The 19446-nt window shown below is 60.1% G+C and carries 19 protein-coding genes and 1 pseudogene; 11 read left to right on the top strand and 9 right to left on the bottom strand.

Annotation, left to right across the window (positions count from 1 at the left end):
* Positions 1 to 9: 9 nt before the first annotated feature.
* Genes MHK05_RS00865 through MHK05_RS00855 form a run of 3 tightly spaced genes read right to left on the bottom strand, consistent with a single transcriptional unit; the run spans position 10 to position 1897 of the window.
* Positions 10 to 630, bottom strand: coding sequence for an energy-coupling factor transporter transmembrane component T family protein (locus MHK05_RS00865; RefSeq protein WP_023021358.1), 621 nt, complete (start codon positions 628 to 630; stop codon positions 10 to 12).
* Positions 631 to 641: 11 nt separating this feature from the next.
* Positions 642 to 1334, bottom strand: coding sequence for an energy-coupling factor ABC transporter ATP-binding protein (locus MHK05_RS00860; RefSeq protein WP_023021359.1), 693 nt, complete (start codon positions 1332 to 1334; stop codon positions 642 to 644).
* A complete protein-coding gene (locus MHK05_RS00855; RefSeq protein ID WP_023021360.1) occupies positions 1334 to 1897 on the bottom strand; it encodes a biotin transporter BioY in 564 nt (187 codons plus the stop codon). The genes MHK05_RS00860 and MHK05_RS00855 overlap by 1 nt, the downstream gene beginning before the upstream one ends.
* Positions 1898 to 2060: 163 nt before the next feature.
* Here MHK05_RS00855 and MHK05_RS00850 point away from each other — a divergent pair, with 163 nt between their 5' ends.
* The 5 genes from MHK05_RS00850 to MHK05_RS00830 all read left to right on the top strand — a co-directional run bounded on the left by MHK05_RS00850 (position 2061) and on the right by MHK05_RS00830 (position 6503).
* Entirely contained in the window at positions 2061 to 2276 is a 216-nt protein-coding gene (locus tag MHK05_RS00850) for a DUF3046 domain-containing protein (RefSeq protein WP_239204182.1), read from the top strand.
* A gap of 182 nt (positions 2277 to 2458) precedes the next feature.
* Complete coding sequence (recA, locus tag MHK05_RS00845) at positions 2459 to 3595, top strand: recombinase RecA (RefSeq protein WP_200288944.1); 1137 nt, start codon at positions 2459 to 2461, stop codon at positions 3593 to 3595.
* Between the two features lie 48 nt (positions 3596 to 3643).
* Complete coding sequence (recX, locus tag MHK05_RS00840; protein ID WP_023021362.1) at positions 3644 to 4246, top strand: recombination regulator RecX; 603 nt, start codon at positions 3644 to 3646, stop codon at positions 4244 to 4246.
* 45 nt (positions 4247 to 4291) lie between these two features.
* The gene (gene miaB, locus MHK05_RS00835) at positions 4292 to 5854 is read left to right on the top strand and encodes a tRNA (N6-isopentenyl adenosine(37)-C2)-methylthiotransferase MiaB (protein ID WP_200288945.1); all 1563 of its coding nucleotides are present in this window, start codon (positions 4292 to 4294) and stop codon (positions 5852 to 5854) included.
* A 22-nt stretch (positions 5855 to 5876) separates the two neighbouring features.
* On the top strand, positions 5877 to 6503 hold the full coding sequence (locus tag MHK05_RS00830) for an Rv2732c family membrane protein (RefSeq protein ID WP_023021364.1): 627 nt from the start codon (positions 5877 to 5879) through the stop codon (positions 6501 to 6503).
* Positions 6504 to 6543: 40 nt separating this feature from the next.
* Here the strand turns inward: MHK05_RS00830 and MHK05_RS00825 are convergent, their stop codons facing one another.
* On the bottom strand, positions 6544 to 7671 hold the full coding sequence (locus MHK05_RS00825) for a GNAT family N-acetyltransferase (protein WP_239204180.1): 1128 nt from the start codon (positions 7669 to 7671) through the stop codon (positions 6544 to 6546).
* Positions 7671 to 8975: a DUF349 domain-containing protein gene (locus tag MHK05_RS00820; protein WP_239204178.1), complete on the bottom strand. Its 1305-nt coding sequence runs from the start codon at positions 8973 to 8975 to the stop codon at positions 7671 to 7673. The genes MHK05_RS00825 and MHK05_RS00820 overlap by 1 nt, the downstream gene beginning before the upstream one ends.
* Positions 8976 to 9111: 136 nt before the next feature.
* Between MHK05_RS00820 and MHK05_RS00815 the strand changes: the two genes are divergently transcribed.
* The 3 genes from MHK05_RS00815 to dapF are packed head-to-tail and all read left to right on the top strand — an operon-like array spanning position 9112 to position 11473.
* Entirely contained in the window at positions 9112 to 9711 is a 600-nt protein-coding gene (locus tag MHK05_RS00815) for a hypothetical protein (RefSeq protein ID WP_200288947.1), read from the top strand.
* Positions 9711 to 10607 carry a tRNA (adenosine(37)-N6)-dimethylallyltransferase MiaA gene (gene miaA, locus MHK05_RS00810; protein WP_239204176.1) on the top strand — a complete coding sequence of 299 codons (897 nt, stop codon included), beginning with the start codon at positions 9711 to 9713 and terminating at the stop codon, positions 10605 to 10607. The genes MHK05_RS00815 and miaA overlap by 1 nt, the downstream gene beginning before the upstream one ends.
* 5 nt (positions 10608 to 10612) lie before the next feature.
* Entirely contained in the window at positions 10613 to 11473 is an 861-nt protein-coding gene (dapF, locus tag MHK05_RS00805; RefSeq protein WP_239204174.1) for a diaminopimelate epimerase, read from the top strand.
* A 23-nt stretch (positions 11474 to 11496) separates the two neighbouring features.
* Here the strand turns inward: dapF and MHK05_RS00800 are convergent, their stop codons facing one another.
* Both MHK05_RS00800 and MHK05_RS00795 read right to left on the bottom strand, forming a co-directional pair.
* The gene (locus tag MHK05_RS00800) at positions 11497 to 12102 is read right to left on the bottom strand and encodes a hypothetical protein (RefSeq protein WP_034655392.1); all 606 of its coding nucleotides are present in this window, start codon (positions 12100 to 12102) and stop codon (positions 11497 to 11499) included.
* A gap of 35 nt (positions 12103 to 12137) precedes the next feature.
* Complete coding sequence (locus tag MHK05_RS00795; RefSeq protein ID WP_239204171.1) at positions 12138 to 12935, bottom strand: hypothetical protein; 798 nt, start codon at positions 12933 to 12935, stop codon at positions 12138 to 12140.
* 75 nt (positions 12936 to 13010) lie between these two features.
* Here MHK05_RS00795 and hflX point away from each other — a divergent pair, with 75 nt between their 5' ends.
* From hflX to MHK05_RS00780, 3 genes and pseudogenes are all read left to right on the top strand, one after another.
* A complete protein-coding gene (gene hflX, locus MHK05_RS00790; protein WP_239204169.1) occupies positions 13011 to 14504 on the top strand; it encodes a GTPase HflX in 1494 nt (497 codons plus the stop codon).
* A gap of 30 nt (positions 14505 to 14534) precedes the next feature.
* Positions 14535 to 15815 carry a uracil-xanthine permease family protein gene (locus tag MHK05_RS00785; RefSeq protein ID WP_239204167.1) on the top strand — a complete coding sequence of 427 codons (1281 nt, stop codon included), beginning with the start codon at positions 14535 to 14537 and terminating at the stop codon, positions 15813 to 15815.
* A 131-nt stretch (positions 15816 to 15946) separates the two neighbouring features.
* Positions 15947 to 16936 (top strand): annotated as a pseudogene (locus MHK05_RS00780) (HNH endonuclease signature motif containing protein).
* A 68-nt stretch (positions 16937 to 17004) separates the two neighbouring features.
* On the opposite strand, the gene MHK05_RS00775 reads toward MHK05_RS00780, so the two are convergent.
* Both MHK05_RS00775 and MHK05_RS00770 read right to left on the bottom strand, forming a co-directional pair.
* Positions 17005 to 17274: an HPr family phosphocarrier protein gene (locus tag MHK05_RS00775; protein ID WP_023021375.1), complete on the bottom strand. Its 270-nt coding sequence runs from the start codon at positions 17272 to 17274 to the stop codon at positions 17005 to 17007.
* A 54-nt stretch (positions 17275 to 17328) separates the two neighbouring features.
* Entirely contained in the window at positions 17329 to 19434 is a 2106-nt protein-coding gene (locus MHK05_RS00770; RefSeq protein WP_239204165.1) for a PTS fructose transporter subunit IIABC, read from the bottom strand.
* Between the last annotated feature and the right edge of the window lie 12 nt (positions 19435 to 19446).

Here is a 19446-nt window from a genome sequence, read left to right as displayed (position 1 = left end):
CTTACGCTGCTAGTCACCGACGCCGCGGGCCTGCAACGCTTCCCCCATCGCGCGCGCTCGCCGGATGGAGCGAATAATAACGGGGGTGCCAAACGCCAGCGGGGACATCCCGGCACCGCGCGCTTTGCGGGCATCTAGGACTTCATAGACGGTTTCAAACATCAGCGGGATGAGCCGAATAGTCAGTGACATAGCCAAGCTGATGTTTTCTACCGGTATTCCTAGTCGCTTTAGGGGCTGCAGCGACTCTTCCAGCGACTCCATGATTTCATCTACCGTGGAGGTCAGCGTGAGCAAGAAGGCAGCCATCATAGCGGCGAAGACATTGAGGAACATCACCGCCGCATAGTCGAAGTCCTTTGCCCACCATTGAAAGCCTGCCAACGGGACTAGGAAAAAGAGAGGCGGCCAGATTTGACTCCACGCAATGCCCAGTGGGATCCGAGCGCAAGCATAAAGGATGACAACGAAGATGACCCCGCCTGCTGCCCACGGAATGGACTTGAAAAAGATGCTGGTAACAAGGATAAAGACTAAGAGGAATGCGATCTTCCAACTGGGTTTGATGCGATGAACAAAACTGGTGCCATCAACATAGACGGAAAGTGGGAGATTCGTGCGTCGTTGCATGACAATTCTCCCTACAGCGGCCGCTGGGCCATGAGGTCTTGGTAAAAATCTATGACCTCCGCCGGTCGGCCATCCGCGGCGATGCGGTGGTCATCGATGCAAATGACCCGATTAAAATCGCGCAGAAATTCCAGATCGTGCGTCACCACAATTAGTTGCTGTTCCAATCGCGCGAATTCTCTTTTGATTCGATCGCGGTTACGCAGATCCAGCAGGGTAGTGGGCTCATCAGCGATGATGAGAATCGGGTCGATGACCATGACCGCTGCCAGCGCGAGGAGCTGCTTTTGTCCGCCGGAGAGCGTATGCGGTGAGCGCTCAGCAAATTCGGCGAGTCCGAAGCGCTCGAGGGCAGCATCCACGCGGGCGAGGCGCTCGTGTTTGGGCAGCTTAAAACGGCGGAGCGAAAAGGCGACGTCATCGCGCACATTGGGCATGACAATCTGGTTTTCGGCATCCGAAAAGACAAAGCCCACCTTTTCGCGCACCTTTTTGCCCTGCTTGGCGACGTCCATCTGGTCCACCGTCACCGTACCGGCACTAGGCTCGCCCAACCCATTAATGAGCCTGGTCAAGGTGGATTTTCCGCCACCATTCTGGCCGATGATGCCAATGCGTTGTTCGGTGAGGGTGAGGTTAATGTCCTCGAGCACCACGGTGTCATCAAAAGCCACCGAAACCGAGGAAAATTCGATCGTGGGCACTAGGCGGCCTTTCGTCCCATCAGATCGGGGAAGGCCGAGTGAACACCGAGAGCGATGATGACGGCAACGACAAGCTTTCCGGCATCGACAGGGATGAAGGGCAATTGGGCTGCGAAGGCTGGCCCAATTTCCAAGCCAGAGCGGATCATGAGACCAAAGGCGCCGCAGATGTATTGGACGGCAAGGCCGACAATGGCAGCAATGGCAAGTATGACCGCCATGCCACCCTTGTTCTTAGGGGAGCGGTAGGCAATTGCACCTGCAACCGCTGGCGAGAGAACATAGCCGATGATGTAGCCCGCGGTTGGGCCTGCCAAGGCACGCAGCGTGGTACCGCCACCTGCTAAAACTGGGAGGGCAAGGCCCAGGAACAAAAAGAGGAGTCCCACGTAACCGCCGCGCTTGCTACCCAAAATAAGGCCGGCGAGGATCAGCGCTGCGTTTTGCAACACGATGGGCACGCCGGCCGAACCGATGGGAATGGACACGAAGGCAAGGACGATGACGAGAGCGGTAAACACGGCAACATAGGCAATGGTCGTTGCCAGAGAGTTCTTTTTCATGTTCAAGAGGTTAGCACTGCATGAAAACTGCAGACAATTGAGGGTTTTGAACGGTGTTCATCTGAGGCTGATAATTGTGAGGTGGGGCCATTGCGGCGGGCTCCCAATCGACACTTTCTGGACCGCTGGCGCCCGTGCTTTAGTGCTGAGTAGGATGGCGCGCATGCGATTGACTGAGTATCACCAGCTCATTGTGGACGAATTTGGCGAGTCTAAGGGAAAGTGGATTAGTCACTCCCATGCCTTGCCCGACCTCGGGGCAACGCCCGATGAGCTTATCGAACGCGGCGTCGATCCGCGTCGCGTCTGGCTGAGCCTGTGCGATGACTTTGATGTACCGAAGGAGCGCAGGTTGGGGGTCGATTACCCTACTTTATAGCGCCGTCGAATTTGGCGGACTGGCGTGTTCACTTTCAAAATTCGAACAGATGTATGTAATATGGCGGAGGTGTCGATGCAGTCGTCTACAGTGGGATGGCGTTGACGGAGGGAACCGTTTGAGTTCCACGGCAGTCTAATAATGCGTTAGTACATCGTCGTTAAAGATAAGGATGAAAGTTAATGGCAACCAAAAAGAAGTCTTCTTCTGCCGCCTCTAAGGGAGATGACCGCCAAAAGGCCCTCGATGCCGCAATGGCCATGATTGAGAAGGATTACGGCAAAGGCGCTGTGATGCGCCTGGGTGATGACAACCGCCCACCGATTAAGGCCATTTCTTCCGGTAATACCGCAATCGATGTTGCTCTGGGTATTGGTGGTTTCCCGCGCGGGCGCATCGTAGAAATTTATGGCCCGGAGTCTTCTGGTAAGACCACTGTTGCGCTGCACGCCATTGCATCTGCACAAAAGGACGGCGGCATTGCCGCGTTTATTGACGCCGAGCACGCGCTCGACCCGCAGTATGCTCGCCTGCTTGGCGTGGATACCGATAACCTTTTGGTTTCCCAGCCAGATACCGGCGAACAGGCCTTGGAGATCGCCGATATGCTGGTACGCTCTGGCGCAATTGACATCATTGTCGTTGACTCCGTTGCTGCACTTACCCCGAAGGCGGAAATTGAAGGTGAAATGGGCGATAGCCACGTCGGCCTCCAGGCCCGCCTGATGTCGCAGGCGCTGCGCAAGATGACCGGTGCCCTGTACAACTCCGGTACCACCGCTATCTTCATTAACCAGCTGCGCGAAAAGATTGGCGTGATGTTCGGCTCGCCAGAGACCACCACCGGTGGTAAGGCGCTCAAGTTCTACTCTTCCGTGCGCTGCGATATCCGCCGCATCCAGACCTTAAAAGATGGCCAGGATGCCATCGGTAACCGCACCAAGCTCAAGGTAGTAAAAAACAAGGTCTCGCCACCATTTAAGATTGCCGAGTTCGACATCATGTATGGCGAAGGCATCTCTCGCGAGTCGTCCATCATCGACCTTGGCGTCGAAAACGGCTTCATCCGCAAGTCCGGGTCCTGGTTTACCTACGAAGGCGACCAGCTGGGCCAGGGTAAGGAGAAGGCGCGTAATTTCCTGAAGGATAATCCGGACCTTGCCAATGAAATCGAGCAGAAGATTTTCCAGAAGCTTGGCATCGGCGAGGCTGCGGCCGAGGGTGAAGAGGCTGCCGCGATGGATGTTCCTGGCGCCGATGACCCATTGACCGATGAGTCCGTTGATCTCGTTCCAAACGTCGATTTTGACGACGACTAGAATCGTCTAACCCGCACCCGCACACCGCGTACCATTTGAATCTGCATCATGAATCAGCCCGCCCCCGAAAAGCTCGCCCAACTCCGTCAGGCCCTCGAGGCCTATGAGAATGGAGCAGCTGGGGGCGGGCTTTTTGATCGAGAGGCAGAGGAAGCCAAGGCCAAGGTCCGCTCTCGGGCGCTGGGCCTTTTGGATCAGCGTTCTAGGTCCCGGAAAGAGCTCTATGATCGTCTGGTAAAGGCCGAGTTTGAGCCAGATGTCGTTGAGGACGTGCTAGATGATTTAGCCCACGCGGGGCTGGTGAATGACGCAGCCTTTGCACACGAGTGGGTGCGCCAACGGCATAAGCGGCGCGGCAAGTCCAGCTCGGTTCTCAACAGGGAATTGCGGGAAAAGGGCGTGAGCGAGGCCGACCGTGCTGAGGCCCTCGAGCAAATTGACCCTGCCGATGAACAAGCCATGGCGCAGGCCCTTGCGGAAAAGAAGGCTCGCTCCATTAAGACTGTCCCGCCGGATCGCAAGGAGCGCGACAAGGCCCTACGCCGCATCGTGGGTGTGCTGGCACGCCGCGGCTTCAATGAAGGAATGTCATTGCAGATCGCAATCGCAGCGCTTGACGCGCGGTGCGCGGAACTGCGCGCAGAGGACTGATACGGCCAAGGAAGGGTAGCGCCGGAATGGCCAAGTCCGGCAGTTATGAGATGCCTAACTACATGGCTAAACTATGCCGACGTGGAGCAGACAATCGCAGATACCCGTACTTATGAAGTCCGAACCTTCGGATGCCAGATGAATGTGCATGATTCCGAGCGCATCTCTGGCCTTTTGGAGGAGGCAGGCTACTCGGCCGCCGGCGAAGGTGTAGAGCCAGACCTTATCGTCTTTAATACCTGCGCCGTGCGTGAGAATGCCGATAAGCGGCTCTATGGCACCTTGGGCGCTTTGAAGAAAACCAAGGAAAACCACCCAGGCATGCAGATTGCCGTGGGCGGTTGCCTGGCGCAGAAGGACAAGGACACTGTCCTTGATAATGCACCGTGGGTCGATGCCGTCTTTGGCACCCACAACATGGCGGCTCTTCCGACCCTGCTAGAGCGCGCTCGCCACAACGATGAAGCCCAAGTGGAGATTGTCGATTCCCTCGAGGCGTTTCCGTCCGTCTTGCCGGCCAAGCGTGAGTCTGCCTATGCCGGCTGGGTTTCTGTTTCAGTAGGCTGCAATAACACCTGTACCTTCTGCATCGTTCCTTCCCTGCGCGGTAAAGAAGAGGACCGTCGGCCGGGCGACATTTTGGCCGAAGTCCAAGCGCTGGTGGATCAGGGCGTATCTGAGGTCACCTTGCTGGGACAAAACGTTAATGCCTATGGCGTTAATTTCGCCGATCCGGAGATGCCGCGCGACCGCTTCGCTTTCTCTAAGCTGCTGCGCGAGGTAGGCAAGATCGAAGGCCTTGAGCGCCTGCGGTTTACCTCCCCGCACCCGGCGGAGTTTACTTCTGACGTTATCGACGCCATGGCGGAGACCCCGTCCGTGTGCCCGCAGTTGCACATGCCGCTGCAGTCCGGCTCCGACAAGGTTCTCAAGGACATGCGCCGTTCCTACCGCACGAAGAAATTCCTGCGGATTTTGGATGAGGTACGGGAGAAGATTCCGCACGCCGCGATTACCACGGATATCATCGTGGGCTTCCCAGGCGAGACCGAGGAAGACTTCCAAGACACGATGGAATTGGTGCGCCGCGCCCGCTTTGCCTCTGCCTTTACCTTCCAGTATTCGCCGCGCCCAGGCACCCCGGCCGCGGAAATGGAGGACCAGATTCCCAAGGACGTCGTCCAAGATCGCTTCGAGCGCCTCGTTGCTTTGCAAGATAGCATCCAGGCCGAGGAGAACAAGAAGCTCATCGGCACAGACGTTGAACTTTTGGTCCAGGCAGAGGGCGGCCGCAAGAACGATGAGACCCACCGCATGACTGGTCGCGCTCGTGATGGGCGCTTGGTGCACTTCACCCCGGTTGATTCTGACGGCGCGGACATCTCCACCGCGATTCGCCCGGGCGATGTGGTCCATACTCAGGTCACCGGTGCGGGTTCTTTCTTCTTGCTTGCCGACGCCGCCGTTACCTCCCACACCCGCACCAAGGCCGGCGACATGTCGGCCGCCGGTGAGACCCCGACGACGGCGCCCATCGGCGTGGGTCTGGGATTGCCGTCTATTGGAAAGCCAGCGGCCGCTGAATCCGGCGATTCTTGCGGTTGCTAAGAGGGGAGTAGGCTAGGGACCCATGACTGAGGAAAAGCCCACCACCGCCGCCCAGAAAGCAGCTACCGCGGAGCGCCGCGCAGCACAAACAATGGACCTCGGCGGCCACAAAGTCACACTGTGCATCGCGGTGGTGGCTTATATCCTCTACCTGGTTTTGCCCTACGCCGGCCCCTCACACGGTTGGGAAGCGTTGACCTTCGGTACCACGTCCAGCGGAGTCAGAATATCCCTCATGGAAACCGTCTCCGCGTGGCTCGCTCTCCTTGGATTGGGCGTTCTCACCCCGGTGACACTGTTTACCCGCCGAGCTACGCCTGGACTTGTCGCTTGGATGCTGGTGACTGTGTCCTTCTTTGCCAACCTGTGGGGTTTCTGGTTCCGCGGGTCTACCGCTGACGGGGCATCGCTGGGAATGTGGGTAGGAATGCTGGCTACCTTCCTAGCATTTTTGGCCTATTGCTTAGTGGCGTTGCGCCGCAGCCCAGAGCAAAAGGCTGCCGAGGCTCAAGTGCGTGCCACCGCCGGACAGCTCGATGAGGTGGGCGAATTCCAACCTGCTATTAACGCGGCGCCGCGGCAGGTGCCAATTGTGGATAATCGCCGCAAGCAAGCTGCTGAGCGTCACCGCGCCCAACGCGGCGAGTAAAAAGCGCGCCGCCGCGCCTTTATCTGTGACGCCTGCGGCTCTAGTCTCGCAATCGCAACTCCCATGCACAAGAGCGGGAAAGCTCTCGGGCACCCAATCTACGGTAGATGGCATTCATCGCTTCGTCTTTGTCCGCCACGGAGCCGTAGCAACGACGTACTTGTGGCCAATGGCGTGCAACGGCGTGAAGCGCTGTGAGCTTGGCTAATTGCGCGAGTCCGCGGCGCCGGTGCGGACGATCGGTGACGGTCAAAGTCCACTCGGCTACCTCAGGATTCGCATCCTCGTGCCTGGCTACTTCTGCCAGCGCGAGGATTTTCCCCTCTTCGCTGGTGAGTGCGATAAGTAACGTATGTCCGCGGCGAGAACGCAGCCGGCTGTGGGCTTCGCGCAACCGCGTGCGAGTCCAGACGATGGGCTCCACCGTCAAATCCCCGGTCTCCGCGTCTTGGGAGGCTAGGGTAAGCAGCCGCATGACCTCGTCGAGGTGGCTTTCTGGGATGTCGTAATCAGCCCACGCTTGCGAGGTGATTCCCGCTGGAAGGAGTGCCGCCACGGGGCTTTCGGGGATGTCCATCACGAGTTGGTGTTCTGCATGCCGGTGCTTAAACCCCAGCTGGCGGTAGACGCTTCCCATGACATCGTAGTCTGGGTCCGTCCCCGGTGGATGCAGAAGACCGACGTGCGCAATGGTGCGGCCGAGCTTCCGGGCAAGCTCCAGCGCCTTTATGCCCATCCACTCGGCTACTTTCTGCCCTTCCTCCTCGAGTTCTTGCCCAGGGAGAGGCAGATCGCACAGCACGCATTCGATCTCGGCGGTTTCGCGCTCTTCTAAAAGCGGCAGGCTAATGTGGATGAACCCGAGGAAATCCAGCTCCGAGCTGGGTTCTATTGCGGGAATCTGTGGCAGTCCCAGCTCAGAAACCTCACCAAGAGTGGAGTCGCCGTCCACTACAGCAAAAAGATGGGTCTGTGATTCGCTAGAACCCTGCAGGCGCTGGACCACGCGGCCCGGCGACGTCGATGCCGCGGCATCACCGCTTGCTTCTTGGGCCGCCAAGTTGGCCCAAAAGACGAAGCTGCGAATGCAGTCCGCAGGTTCGCTGGGCCGGGCGTGGGCGGTAGGCGAGTGCGGCCGCGGTGGCCGAGCAATGTGGACGAGGTGCACTACTTACCGTTGACGGCGTTAGCGGCGGCGTCGGCAAAAGCCTGCCACTGCTCGGCCTGTGCGCGCAGATCAGCGGCCTTTTTCGCATTGCCCTTGGCCTCAGCTGCCTCGGCCTGAGAGTTAAACTCATCGACCTTAGCCTGGAACTGCGCCACGCGTGCTTGCGCCTCAGGGTCGGTGCGGCGCCACTCGGACTTTTCAGCCTCGGTGACGCGCTGCTCCAACGCCTCAATCTTGGACTCGTACTCGCGTACTTGCTTGCGGGGAACGAACCCTACCTCTTCCCACTTTTCCTGCAGCTCGCGCAGCTTGGCTTTCGCACCCTCGATGCTCTTGGACGGGTCGATCTGGCCGTCGTATTCCGCAATCAAGGCGTCCTTGGCCTTGGCATTTTCTGCAAACTCGCGGTCGCGCTCGTCATTGACGGCATTGCGGGCATTGAAGAACTTGTCCTGGGCGGCGCGGAAGCGGGCCCAAAGCTTATCGTCCACGTCGCGCGGGGCGCGGCCGGCGGCCTTCCACTCGGTCATCAAATCGCGGTAGGCGCGAGCGGTGGGGCCCCACTCGGTGGAATCCTGGATGGCCTCGGCACGCTCGACGAGTTCTTCCTTCTTCTTGCGGGCAACCGCACGGGCGCGGTCCAGCTCGGCAAAGTGGGAGCCGCGGCGGCGGTTGAAGGAATCGCGGGCGCGAGAGTAGCGCTTCCACAGGGCATCATCGGTCTTACGGTCGATACCCTTAATCTGCTTCCACTCCTCCAAGATGGCGCGGATGCGGTCGCCAGCGGCCTTCCACTCGGTGGAGTTTTCAGCAATTTCTTCTGCTTCAGCCGCCAGCTTTTCCTTGGCAGCGATTGCTTCTTCGCGGCGACGCTCCTTATCGGCCTGCGCCTGCTCGCCGGCTTCTACCGAGTGTTCAATCACCGCGCTAAGGCGCCGATCCAAGGCAGCGATGTCTCCGATGACCGCAGCAGTAGGTAGGGTTTCGCGCAACTGCGCTGCGGTCTTTTTAATGCCGGCGGCCTCATCAGGATTGGCGCGTAGGCGTGCCTCGAGCAGCTCGATTTCGGTAGATAGATCGTCATAACGCGCGCCGTAGTGCTTAAGGCCTTCCTCGGGGGTACCGGCTTTCCACTCGCCGATCTTGCGTTCGCCCTCTGGAGCAGAAACGAAGATGGAACCATCTGCGTCGATCCGGCCCCACTTGGTCGGGTCAATGTTGCGTGGGGCCTGAACGGGAACAGGCTTTGCAGTGGGGCGAGGGCCCTTCTTGGGCATGGAACCTGGGGTAGGGATGGGAGACATGACAAGCCCTCCTATGCATAGATCGCCGCGCGTCACGGCTGCCGGATAAAATCATTGGATACATTACCGCGAATATCTCGCGCGCGCCCAGATTCTATTTAATTACCTCCACTTGGGTAGATAGTATGGAGAAATAATGTTCAATCTCATGGTAATGCCAGCCTCACCAGCGCTGGCCGTGGAGCTTTCCGCTCATGACGCTGCCTCTCGTGCACTGCTCGCCGCTGCTCGCTCCCTTGCGGTGGAGGCTGCCGCGGCCGGTATCACAGCCGTGGATATCGTTGGCAGCCAAGACCAGCGCTGGTATACCGCCCATACCGGCAGTTTACAGGCCTGGGGAGCAGCCACGGACCTGGGCGGCGGCAATTTTTTGCCCGAGATAATGGCGCGCTACGTACTACACAGCGTGCCGCAGCTTAGCGTCCGCGGTAGTCGGGAGGCTATCGGCCAGCCGGATCCAGCGGCGCTGACCATCGTCGTGGCAGATGGCAGTGCAGGCCTAACCGAGCGCGCCCCTTTGGCGCTTGTTCCAGACGCCCAGGCGGCGCACGAGTGGTGCGAGGAGGTGCTGATGGGGGCGTCGGCAAGCAGGGCAGGTGAGTGGCTTTCCCAGCGCGGCGTCATAGAACCCGCACTGTGGGAGGAATTGGCGGGCTTGCGGCCAAAGAAAGCGCAGCTTTTGGCCACCGATGCCACCTTGGGCGTTGGCCGCTATGTCGCAGGATGGGAGGTCTAATGCACCCGATTGCAGTCTTTGGTCCCACCGCCTCCGGAAAATCTGCCTTAGGTCTGGCGCTTGCGCATGAACTAGACGGAGAGGTGGTCAACGTCGATTCCATGCAGTTATATCGCGGCATGGATATTGGCACCGCCAAGCTCACCCCGGCCGAGCGCGAGGGGATCCCGCACCATCAGCTCGATGTGTGGGAGGTGACCCAGACCGCTTCCGTGGCGCGCTACCAGCGCGATGCTATCGCGGACGTGGAAGGTATCATGGACCGCGGCAAAACGCCTATTCTGGTCGGTGGCTCCATGCTCTATGCCCAAGCGCTTGTCGACGACTGGCAGTTCCCACCCACCGACCCCGCCGTTCGTGCCAAGTACGAGGCACGGCGCGTGGAAATCGGTACCGATGCCCTGCATGAGGAGCTGGCGCAGGTGGATCCGGCCGCAGCCGCCATTATCGAGGATAAGGATCCGCGCCGTACCGTCCGCGCGCTCGAGGTCATTGAACTAACCGGCAAGCCCTTTAAAGCCAGCCAGCCGCCGAAGGATGCCCCGCCGCGGTGGGGAACCCGCCTCTTGGGGCTGCGCACCACCGCGGACTGGTTGAATCCGCGCATTGAGCTGCGCACGCGCCAGATGTTTGAGCGTGGGCTTATCGAGGAAGTGGAGAATCTCCAAGGACAAGGCTTGGTGGCTGATTCCACCGCTGGCCGCGCCATCGGCTATGCCCAGGTATTTCAAGCCCAGCGCGGCGAACTCACGTGGGATGAGGCGGTAGAGCGCACCATTACCGGGACGCGGCGGTATGTGCGCCGTCAGCGCTCCTGGTTCAACCGCGATAAGCGCATTACATGGCTGGATGCTGCAAGCGATACGGCCGCCCAGGCGTTGCGCGCGCTAGGGTAGGGAACATGAAATTTGCCAAGGGTCATGGAACTGAAAATGACTTCGTCATCGTGGAAGACCACGCGGCTGCCACGCCGCTTAGTCCCGAGCGCGTAGCGGCGCTGTGCGATCGCCGCGCCGGTATCGGAGGCGATGGTTTGCTGCGCGTCGTGCGCGCCGATGCTTTGCTCGCAGCAGGTGAAATCGCCGAACTGGCCGAGGGCATTGCGCCCTATGATTGGTTCATGGATTACCGCAACGCCGATGGCTCCGTGGCCGAAATGTGCGGCAACGGCACCCGCGTATTCGCCCACTGGCTGCGCTCGCGAGGCCTAGTGGACGAAGATAAGTTCACCATCGGCACTCGGGCGGGCGCCAAGCTCGTTACTGTCCATTCGTGTGATGCACACGCGGCCGAGGTCACGGTGGAGATGGGCCCGGCCGAAGTAATTGGCGTGTCCACCGCATCCATGGCGGGGGAAAAATATGCCGGTTTGGGCGTAGACATGGGAAATCCCCACCTGGCGGCCGTGTTGCCGGGGCTGGAGGCTAAGGAGCTCGCGGCAAAGACGCTGGAGCAACCCGTTGTCGATGCGGCTTTCTTCCCGGATGGCGTAAACGTCGAGCTGGTGACTCCACTGTGCGACGGCCACGTGCACATGCGTGTCTTCGAGCGCGGAGTAGGAGAGACTCGCTCCTGCGGCACCGGCACTGTGGCGGCAGCGACCGCCGCGCTTGCCGACGCCGCCGTTGACCACACCAGCACCCCCCACGGCACCGTGCACGTACACGTACCGGGCGGGGAAGTTATCGTCGATATTTACGAGGGCGGCTCGCGCTTGACCGGACCTTCCGCGATCGTCGCTACCGGCGAGACCTCGCTGTAGACCGCCTCGTGTCTGGCTAGTGTTTAGGCGCTGCGCCCTTCGCCTTCCTCGAAGGCTTGCTCTTCGAGTTCTTGGCGGCGCAGCGCGCGATTTTCTACTTCGTTCTTTTCATACTTCGGCCCGAGCGCGAAGGCAGCACGGCGGGCAGACAACCACGTTTCTTTCAGTTCGCGGGCGCGCTCATCGGTGACCCTGAGCAAAGATTCCAACTCGTTGGTGCTAATTTCTTCCGCATTAACGCGCAAGTTCAACCGACGCAGGAACCGCCGGGCGCCGGAAAGCTCGTAATGGAAGGCTTGGATGGTGGGGTCGGAACAATCCAAATCTAAAAGCGCCGGCCGATAGAGCGTGCGGTCAGCCATTTTCTCTGCGTCCGCGGAGGAGCGGAAGTCCTCGTATTCCGCCACGACATCTTCGATGTCTTCCGCCGAAAGGCGAATAGAACTGCGCAGGGCTGCCTGCTCTGAGGCATCCGGCCGGGTATGCAGCATAAGCAGCGCCGCCGCGATGAGCAGCGCTGCAATGAAAACCCCGGAGACTTTCAGGGTTGCCACAACCGCCACTGATCCCACCAGGATCAGCACGAGAACCATTACCCGCCGGTTCCTCGCATTTTCAGGGAAGGGCATCCACACAGCTATTTCACCAGGCCTTTATGTCCGTTCTAATGGCCGCCGCAGCCGCAGCCACCGGAGCCACAACCGCAGCCAGCGCCATCGCCGCAACCGCCGCTGGGCAGCTCAATAGACGCCGTAAGCATCGCGGTACCGGCCACGATAGAGTCCTTCGCCGGCAGCTCGCCGGCTCCCACTGGCAGGCAGAGGTCGAAGGGGAATAGTCCATCTATGACGAGGTGAGCGAATTTCTCCCCGGTCAGCTCGTTGGTGCGCCACTCAGATTCCATGACGCGTGCGGCAAAGGAGGCGGCAGGGGTCGGGACCTTGGCACCGGAGCCGGAGGAAATAACCTTGGCCCCCGCGGATTCGAAGAGCGCGGGGAACTCGCCCTCGGCCGCCTCATAGGCAGCGGCGGAATCGTAGGTGCGCACATCCAGCCCCATGGCGGTTAGGGAAATTTGCTGCCACTGCTGCAAGGGTTCGTCGACAAGCAAAGGCCCCTGCGCCAGGTTTGCGGTGGCCTGGGCGATGGTGGTGCCGAAAGGATCGATGATTTCCAGCAGGGCCAGGACATCGTTGACCATCTCCACGTGGGCAAACCCTTGCGTGACGGCATCGAAGCCGATGAAGGTGGCAAAAGGCTCTACCGCGAGGATATTAAGCTGCGCGCCCGACGGATCGGTGAACTGAATGAGCTGGCCACCGCGCACCTCACCGGTAACGGCTAAGCGGTCGCTGGCGATGGCCGCCTCGACCGCATCCTGCCAGCGCTCGAAATTGAGGCCAATGGCCTGCATCTCGGTATTCTGCTTCACCCCAGTGTCCTTAACGTTCATGCCCGCCATTGTATCGCCTTGTCCACCCAGCTAAGAATCCGAAATTCCCGCTTTCGGCCGCAACATGCAAAAATGAAAGGTAGTATGACCGAATTTCCCCAGCATAATAACGACGATCTCCTCGCCCGCGCCTTTCGCGATAACGACGCCCCGGCCACGCCGGAGGCGACGCCCACCACCGGTGACCTTGATCTGGCAGAGCGCAATGCCTTCCGCCGCATTACCCGTGAGACCACCATCCGCGCCGAGGACACTACCGATGGCTACGAGGTGGAGTACCGAAAGCTGCGCCTCGAGCGAGTCATTTTGGTCGGCGTGTGGACCGAAGGCACCGTGGCCGAAGTGGAAGCCACCATGGACGAGCTGGCCGCGCTTACCGAAACCGCCGGCGCCGAGGTAGTGGAGATGATTTACCAAAAGCGCGATAAGCCGGACTCCGGCACCTACATCGGCTCCGGCAAGGTGAAGGAATTGCGCGATATCGTCGAGGCCACCGGTGCCGATACCGTGGTCTGCGATGGTGAGCTTAACCCCGGCCAGCTCACCGCACTCGAGCGTGCGCTTAACACCAAGGTCATTGACCGCACCATGCTCATCCTTGACATCTTTGCCCAGCATGCGAAATCAAAAGAGGGTAAGGCCCAAGTCTCATTGGCGCAGTTGGAATACTTGTATACGCATACCCGTGGTTGGGGTGGCAACCTCTCGCGCCAGGCAGGCGGCCGCGCCGGTTCCAATGGCGGCGTGGGCCTGCGTGGTCCCGGTGAGACCAAAATTGAGACAGACCGTCGCCGCATCCGCACGGAGATGGCCCGCCTGCGCAAGGAACTGCGCGCCATGAAGACCGCACGTGAGGTCAAGCGTTCCAAGCGCCAACGCTCAACCATTGCACAGATAGCTATTGCGGGCTACACCAATGCCGGAAAGTCCTCCCTCATTAACGCCATGACCGGCGCCGGGGTATTGGTGGAAGACGCGCTCTTTGCCACATTGGACCCCACCACTCGCCGTGCCACGCTTGCCGACGGCCGCCAGGTCGTCTTCACCGATACCGTCGGCTTCGTCCGCCACCTGCCTACGCAGCTGGTGGAGGCCTTTAAATCCACCCTGGAAGAAGTACTAGCCGCCGATATTATGCTGCACGTGGTCGATGGCTCAGACCCGTTCCCACTAAAACAGATTGAGGCGGTCAATCAGGTCATCTATGACATCGTCTCTGAGACAGGGGAGCAGGCCCCGCCCGAAATTATCGTGATCAATAAGATCGACCAGGCCGATCCGCTGGTGCTTGCTGAGCTGCGCCACGTCCTCGACCATGAGGACGTCGTCTACGTATCTGCCCGTACCGGTGAGGGAATCGACGAGCTTACCGCGCGTGTGGAACTCTTCCTCAACTCCCGCGATAGTCACGTTAAGCTGCAGGTTCCCTTCACGCGCGGGGATGTGGTGGCACGCGTGCATGCCGAGGGCACGGTGCGCCACGAGGAGTATACGGCCGATGGCACGCTTGTCGACGTCCGCCTTCCCTCACCCACCGCCCGTGAACTCGCTGAATTCATCGTGGAGGAAGTTTCCTAAACCAGCTCCGGTGATCCATAATTAAGGCTCGTGAGCTTAAAAGGTTGGACCGTCCACGGAGACGGTAAAAAGATTGCCCCAGGCGCGGTGGTGGCGCCGGAAGAACGACTCAGCTGGGGCCGCACCATCGGCATCGGTATGCAGCACGTGGTGGCCATGTTCGGCGCCACGCTGCTAGTTCCCACCCTGACCGGATTCCCAGTCAACACGACGCTACTTTTCTCCGGCCTGGGAACCATTTTGTTCCTACTTATTACCCGCAACCGATTGCCGTCCTACCTCGGTTCCTCCTTCGCGTTCATCGCCCCGCTTTCTGCTTCGCAGCAGTACGGTATCGCCGCGCAGGCCGGCTCCATTTTGGTTACTGGCCTTGTCCTTGCCGCGGTGGGCGTCGCCGTAAAGTTCGCCGGCCGCCGCGTGTTGGACGCCGTCATGCCGCCGGCCGTGACCGGTGCGATTGTGGCACTTATCGGCCTGAATTTGGCGCCGAATTCGGCCGAGAACTTCGCCTCCCAGCCGCTCGTGGCGGCGGTGACGCTGCTGGTAATTCTGCTGGCCACCGTCGCCGGCCGCGGCATGGTTTCGCGCCTGTCCATTCTCCTCGGCGTGGTCGTGGGCTGGATTTTCGCCGCTCTCACCGGCAACCTCGGCGATGACGCCGTCGCGGCCATTGATGCCGCCCCGTGGGTGGGCCTGCCGCAATTCCACGCACCTTCCTTCAACGTCTCCGCCATTGCCGTCGCGCTTCCCGTGCTGGTGGTCCTCATCGCGGAAAACGTCGGCCATGTCAAGGCCGTTTCCGAGATGACCAAGCGCGACTTGGATGACTTGGCCGGTGACGCTCTTATCGCCGATGGCCTCGCATCCACCCTCGCTGGCGGCTTCGGCGGCTCTGGCACCACGACCTATGCTGAAAATATTGGCGTGATGGCCGCTACCCGCGTCTATTCCACCGCCGCGTACTGGGTAGCAGCCTTTACCGCCATCCTTCTGGCTTTCGTGCCGAAGTTTGGCGCGCTGATTTTCACCATTCCTACCGGCGTTCTCGGTGGGGCCTGCATCGTCCTTTACGGGCTCATCGGCATGTTGGGTGTGCGCATTTGGATGGACAATAAGGTCAATTTCAATAACCCGGTTAACCTGACCGCGGCCGCAGTGGCGCTCATCGCGGGCATCGGCAACCTGACTCTCAGCGTTGGTGGGGTTTCCCTGGAAGGCATCGCGTGGGGTTCAGTGGGCATTATCGTCGCCTATCCGATCATGAAGAAGCTATACGCTTCCGTCGGCGAAGGCTACGCCGCCAAGTACTAATTTTTCTGCTGTGGATAATTGCCCGCCGCGCGCCCGCGGCGGGCTATTTTGTTGACGGGGCAACGCGGGTTATCCACACCGCTCTTGTACCTGGCTCGCGTGGGCTTGCGCAGGCTGTTTAACTCAGCGGCATGACCGCATTGGACGCATACTTAGACGCCATGAGCGCCGGAATGGACATCGTCGCCGCCGCTCAAGGGCTCAGTGATCGCGAGCTCATCGCGCAAGGTGCTTCCGACATTGCCGCGCGTGACCTGCTACGACTGTGCGATACTTACTTTGGCAAGTGCGGCTTTTCTGCCAAACAGCGAGCAGCGCGACAGACTACTCATTCCCTCGACGTGCTGCTGCTCATTTAAAAATACGCCCTGCGCTTGCCGACGCAGCGAGATGCCTGGACCCTACGCTGCGAACTGTGTGCCTTTCGTGGCAGTGCTACAGCACTAGAAAAGCGTGCTCGGGCCTTGGTCCGCGAGCTGCGCCCGCGCCGCACACCGGAAAAAGGCGTGCGCATTACCCGTCGTTCCGGCGGCCCGTGGTCGCTGACCATTACTGGGGATTCAGCCGATGTAGCAGATATGCACGCCGCATTGGATGCCAATAAGCCGCTGGAATCTGCCAAAGACCTCTTTTTCGGGAAAGCGAATGCGGCACGCACCACGGTAGCGACGCAGGTAGTGCTCACCCTCGATGAGCTCGACCGAATAGTCGACGGTGGGGGCGAAGAAATTACCCTGCAGTTGACCAATGGCGCTCAAATGACGGGAGCGGAGCTCGTGGCGCGGACACTAAGCGATCACGGCTATGTCACACTCGTTCACCCGCACGAGGGGCCGGTAAACCTCTATCGAACCTCGCGGCTAGCCAACGACAAGCAGCGGCTGATGGCGGCTGCGCTAAACCCGGTGTGCCCGTGGGAGAGCTGTAATTTTCCCGCGGATGAATGCCAAGTCCACCACCTGAAGGCGTGGAAGCACGGCGGAGAGACTAACGCTGCGAACCTCGCGACTTGTTGTCCCTACCATAATGGAGTCAATGACGATGGCCCCAATGCCCCGCCTCGCCGAGGACGGCTGGCCCGGGTGAACGGGCAGGTGAGCTGGGTGCCACCGTGGGGATAGGTGGCGTCGGCAAGCGAAAAGCTCCCCACCACACAGGCGGGGAGCTTTAAAGCGAACCGTTTTAGGGCTTAGGAAGCGTCTAGGTCCTTTTCGATGAGGGCAGCAATCTTTTCTACCGCTTCTTCGTTGTCGGAAGTAACAGTAACCTCATCGCCCTGTTCTGCGCCAAGAGCCATAATCATCAAAGAAGAGGCCGCATCGGTCTCATCTTCATCGTCATCGCCAACGAGGTTGAGGAAGATGTCTTCGTCGAACTCGCCAGCTGCGTCCGCGATAATGGAGGCGGGACGTGCGTGTAGGCCTACAGAGGAACCTACCTTTACAGTCTTGGAAGCCATGGAAAAGATCCTTTCTTATGGGGATTGTTGCAATCCAGTGTACGAGTGTTTGGTTTATGCCGCCACGTTCTGAGCAGCTTCTTCGACGGCTTTATTAGGCCAGAACTGCTTCATTGCCAGCACCGCTGCGGTCGAGACAACCACACCGGCCGCGATAGCGACGAGATAGCCCCAGAACGGGTCGATGGCGAAGAGGACGAACACACCGCCGTGTGGAGCTCGGGAGCCGACCGACAAGGCCATCGAAACCGCGCCTGTCACCGCGCCGCCGGCCATCATCGAAGGGATAACGCGGAAGGGGTCGGCCGCGGCGAACGGGATGGCACCCTCCGAGACGAAGGACAGGCCCAGCAACCAAGCGGACTTGCCGTTTTCCTGCTCGGCCGGAGTAAACAGCGACTTGCGGATGAACGTGGCCAGGGAGAGCGCAATCGGTGCAACCATGCCGGAGGCCATAACCGCGGCCATGATCTGCATGGAGGACTCGTCGCCGGTAGAAAGTCCGGCCGTAGCGAAGAGATAAGCCGCCTTATTGACAGGGCCGCCCAAATCAAAGCACATCATCAAGCCGAGGATGATTCCTAGGAGCACGGCCGAGGAACCGGACATCGACGAAAGCCAATTCTGCAGGCCATCCATGATGGCTGCCAGCGGTGCGCCCAGCAGTAGGTACATCGCAAGGCCGACGACGAGCGAGGTCAGTAGTGGGATGATGACAACTGGCATAAGCGAGCCCAGCCAGCGTGGTACCTTCCAATTGCCAATCCACAAAGCGACGAAGCCCGCCAGAAGACCAGTTACCAGGCCACCGATAAAACCAGCACCTAGGGTAACCGCGATCGCGCCGCCCGCGAAGCCTGGGGCGATGCCTGGACGGCCGGCGAGCGCGTAAGCGATATAACCGGAAAGAGCAGCAACGATAAAGCCCATCGCTGCTTGGCCAATGGCGAAAAGAACAGCACCGAGATACAGCAAGAACCCGGAGCGCTCGAAATGCATAAGTTCGCCGTCCACGGTTACGTCATGACCAGGAAGATTGCCTAGTGAAAAGTCCGTTGACAATGCCTGCCAACCGTTTGCCATATCGGCGCCGCCAAAAAGGAAGCCAAGGGCAAGCAGAAGACCACCGGCCGCGACGAATGGAACCATATAGGATACGCCGGTCATGATGGCCTGCTGGATGCGCTTGCCCCAACCGAGAGACTTTCCCTCTTCTTCTGCATCGGCCCGGGTAGCGGTGCCGGATACCTTGTGCGCGTGGGGGTTTCGGGCGGCGGCGACGGCCTCGTCGAGCATGGTGCCAGGCTCGTTGATAGCGCGCTTGACACCAGACTCAATTACCGGCTTGCCAGCGAATCGCTCCCGGTCGCGTACGCCAACGTCCGTGGCGAAGATGACCGCATCGGCCGCATCGATGGCGGCTTGGGAGACGGACTCATTATTCGACGAACCTTGCGTTTCTACGGTCAGCGCTACGTCATCGCGTTCGGCCGCGGTCTGTGTGAGGGCGTCGGCCGCCATGTAGGTGTGGGCGATGCCGGTAGGGCAGGCGGTGATGGCCACGATGCGGGTGACGTTGTCCGAAGAATCCGCGGTAGTTGGGGTCGCGGCCGAGGACGAGCCGTTGGAGGCGGAGGAGGAGCCTGTACCGGCGGCACCAGCGGCGGGGGCAGCCGACTCGGTGGCCGGTTTCTTCTTTGGCTTTTCTGCGTTGACTACATCCAAGACAAGGCGAACGATTTCTTCCTTGGTGGGGGCGCTGCGCAGTGCCTCGAGGAAGTCTTTTCGGACAAGGGCGCGGGCTAGCTTGGACAAAATCTTTAGGTGAGCCTTGCCGCCACCGGCCGGAGCGGCGATGAGGAAGACCAACTGGGCGTCTCCATCAGGGCCGGAGAAATCTACACCGCGGCCTAGGCGGGCGAATGCGAGGGTTGGTTCGGTGACAGCCTCGGAACGGCAGTGCGGGATGGCAACACCGCCGGGTACGCCGGTGCCGGCTTTAGTCTCGCGGTCGATGGCGGGTTGGGACAATCCGGCGACGTCGGTGGCTCGGCCGGTGTCGTGGACTAGCGTGGCTAGGTTGGTAATGACGGAGTCAACACTGTCGCCAAAGTCGGCGTCAAGGGCGACAAGTTCCGTAGTAATGAGTTCGGAAGCCATTTTGGGGCGCTC

The sequence above is a fragment of the Corynebacterium nasorum genome (assembly GCF_022347325.1).
Lineage (GTDB): Bacteria > Actinomycetota > Actinomycetes > Mycobacteriales > Mycobacteriaceae > Corynebacterium > Corynebacterium kefirresidentii.
Note: the sequence above shows the minus strand (reverse complement) of the source record. Positions and strands in the feature narration are given on the sequence as shown.

Bases quoted from the DNA above. Each gene is read 5' to 3' on its own strand.
- MHK05_RS00865 (WP_023021358.1), bottom strand. From the start codon at position 630: ATGCAACGACGCACGAATCTCCCACTTTCCGTCTATGTTGATGGCACC.
- MHK05_RS00855 (WP_023021360.1), bottom strand. From the start codon at position 1,897: ATGAAAAAGAACTCTCTGGCAACGACCATTGCCTATGTTGCCGTGTTT.
- MHK05_RS00850 (WP_239204182.1), top strand. From the start codon at position 2,061: ATGCGATTGACTGAGTATCACCAGCTCATTGTGGACGAATTTGGCGAG.
- recA (WP_200288944.1), top strand. From the start codon at position 2,459: ATGGCAACCAAAAAGAAGTCTTCTTCTGCCGCCTCTAAGGGAGATGAC.
- recX (WP_023021362.1), top strand. From the start codon at position 3,644: ATGAATCAGCCCGCCCCCGAAAAGCTCGCCCAACTCCGTCAGGCCCTC.
- miaB (WP_200288945.1), top strand. From the start codon at position 4,292: ATGAGATGCCTAACTACATGGCTAAACTATGCCGACGTGGAGCAGACA.
- MHK05_RS00830 (WP_023021364.1), top strand. From the start codon at position 5,877: ATGACTGAGGAAAAGCCCACCACCGCCGCCCAGAAAGCAGCTACCGCG.
- MHK05_RS00820 (WP_239204178.1), bottom strand. From the start codon at position 8,975: ATGTCTCCCATCCCTACCCCAGGTTCCATGCCCAAGAAGGGCCCTCGC.
- MHK05_RS00815 (WP_200288947.1), top strand. From the start codon at position 9,112: ATGTTCAATCTCATGGTAATGCCAGCCTCACCAGCGCTGGCCGTGGAG.
- miaA (WP_239204176.1), top strand. From the start codon at position 9,711: ATGCACCCGATTGCAGTCTTTGGTCCCACCGCCTCCGGAAAATCTGCC.
- dapF (WP_239204174.1), top strand. From the start codon at position 10,613: ATGAAATTTGCCAAGGGTCATGGAACTGAAAATGACTTCGTCATCGTG.
- MHK05_RS00800 (WP_034655392.1), bottom strand. From the start codon at position 12,102: ATGCCCTTCCCTGAAAATGCGAGGAACCGGCGGGTAATGGTTCTCGTG.
- MHK05_RS00795 (WP_239204171.1), bottom strand. From the start codon at position 12,935: ATGGCGGGCATGAACGTTAAGGACACTGGGGTGAAGCAGAATACCGAG.
- hflX (WP_239204169.1), top strand. From the start codon at position 13,011: ATGACCGAATTTCCCCAGCATAATAACGACGATCTCCTCGCCCGCGCC.
- MHK05_RS00775 (WP_023021375.1), bottom strand. From the start codon at position 17,274: ATGGCTTCCAAGACTGTAAAGGTAGGTTCCTCTGTAGGCCTACACGCA.
- MHK05_RS00770 (WP_239204165.1), bottom strand. From the start codon at position 19,434: ATGGCTTCCGAACTCATTACTACGGAACTTGTCGCCCTTGACGCCGAC.